General features: G+C 62.8%; 1 protein-coding gene. It reads right to left on the bottom strand.

The annotated features are described in order from the left end of the window. Positions 1-302: 302 nt before the first annotated feature. A complete protein-coding gene (locus tag ASE31_RS28090; RefSeq protein WP_057206244.1) occupies positions 303-1,652 on the bottom strand; it encodes an IS110 family transposase in 1,350 nt (449 codons plus the stop codon). Positions 1,653-1,925 lie beyond the last annotated feature (273 nt).

Raw genomic sequence — 1,925 nt, 5'->3', positions numbered from 1 at the left:
TCTCGGCACGGTCAGAAGGGGGTGGGAGCGGGCTCCATACGGGCCATTGCTTCGCTCGGCCTGCGGTCCTTCGCTGCGCTCGGCTCGCCAGGGCGACAGCGCCGCCCGTCGGCAGCGCGCACCGCGCGCGTCCCCGACCCCAGGCGCCGCTGCGCAGCAGCAGCCGTGTTTGTCCCCGCTCCCCACCCCTGCTGGCTGCGCCGAGAAGCGCAGGAGCTGGGGTGGGCGTGTGTGCCGCAGGACACACACGCTTCGTGAACTCTCAAGAAACAACAGATAACCAATTGATTTTCATGGGGTTTTTAGGCAGCGTTGTCGCACGGGACGAGTTGCATCCCCATGACCTTGGCCTTTTGGGTGAGGTTGTGCAAGACCCTTTGGCGATAGCGCTCCTCAAAGTATTCCTGCCCCTGATCGGTGTACTCCTGGCCACGGGTGAGCATGGCGTAGATCAGCCGCGCTAGCTTGTGCGCTGCAGCAGTGACGGCCTTGGGCTTGTCCATACGTGCACACATGCGTCGGTAGTACGCTCCCAGCGCCGATTGGCTCGACCGCAAGGATGCTGCCGCAAGACGCAGCGCTTGGGCTGCACGGTTGGCGCAGCGTTTGGTCTTTCCACTCATGACCTTGCCCCCTGTGATCCTGGTACCGGGACACAAACCCAGCCAAGAGGCAAAGTGCTTGTCGCTGGGGAATTTGCTCATATCCGCACCCACCTCAGAAACCACCACCAGCGCTGTGGTCACGTCGATGCCGTTAATGCGCGTGAGATCCACGCCGCACATCTGAAACAGCTGCGTGCGCAGATCAAACTTCGGCGCATTGCGGGCACGCCCACGGGCGCGCTTGCTGCCTGCTGCTGGCTCGTCCTCACGAACATGCAGCGCTTGCAACTGCGCCTGGATCTGCGCATCGCACTCGGCCAGTTGGGTGGCGCAGAAGTCAAACGCGTCCAGCGCCTGCTTGAGGGCAAACAGGTGCTCGGCCCGCCAGCTCCCCTGCAAGCTCTTGGCGATCTCGTCTTCGCTGGCATGGATGCGCGCGCTCTTGAGCTTGGCCAGGGCCATCCCATTGCGTTCACCGGCGAGGATGGCGCGCAGGATTCTTTGTCCAGTCTGGCCCACCACGTCGGAGATGACGTTGGCCAACTGGATGTTCATCTGGGCCAGCGCCTTTTGCATGTGCTGCACCAAGCGCCCCTGGTTGCGCAGCAGCATCATGCGTTGGCGGTTCAGGCAGCGCAGCACACAGACCTGTTCGGCCGGGCGGAAGGCGCCATGCAGCAGCCCAAAGCTCATGAGCTGCTGCAGCCACTGGCAGTCCAGCACATCGCTTTTACGCCCCGAGACGTTCTTGACGTGGCGGGCATTGACCAGCAGCACGGTAAAGCCGCGAGATTCCAGCAGCTCGTAAAGCGGTATCCAGTAAACACCCGTGGACTCCATGGCCACGGTATCCACGCGGCAGGCGTCAAGCCAATCGACCAGGCGGTTGAGCTCGCCCGTGAAGCTGGCGAACTCGCGCACGGGTTCGTCGTCGCGGTCAGGCGGCACGGCCACGAAGTGCGAAGCACTGCCGATGTCGATACCCGCTGCGTTGGGGTGTGTTAGGGTGATGGCCGACTGTGTGGTGGGCCGCTTGCGTTGTGCCATGGCATCCTCCATCATTAGAAGTGGAACGTGGCACCGACTCGGGTACGTCGTCTTGATCACTCTCTCAAACGGGATGTCTGGGCCAAGCCAAAAGGCCTGGCACAGGCTCACCAATGTCGATGACGCAGCCCATGACCACGCTGACTCGCGGGCAATGTGCACCATTGCTACATCGGTCTTCGTCGGCGCTGCGTTCCACCTTGCCACACTCCGCGGGCCTACGCTACGTGTTTCTTCGGTACGGTTTGCGGCGCGGACGGGCCGATTACTTCG

Source organism: Acidovorax sp. Root217, from assembly GCF_001428645.1.
GTDB lineage: Bacteria > Pseudomonadota > Gammaproteobacteria > Burkholderiales > Burkholderiaceae_C > Acidovorax.
Note: the sequence above shows the minus strand (reverse complement) of the source record. Positions and strands in the feature narration are given on the sequence as shown.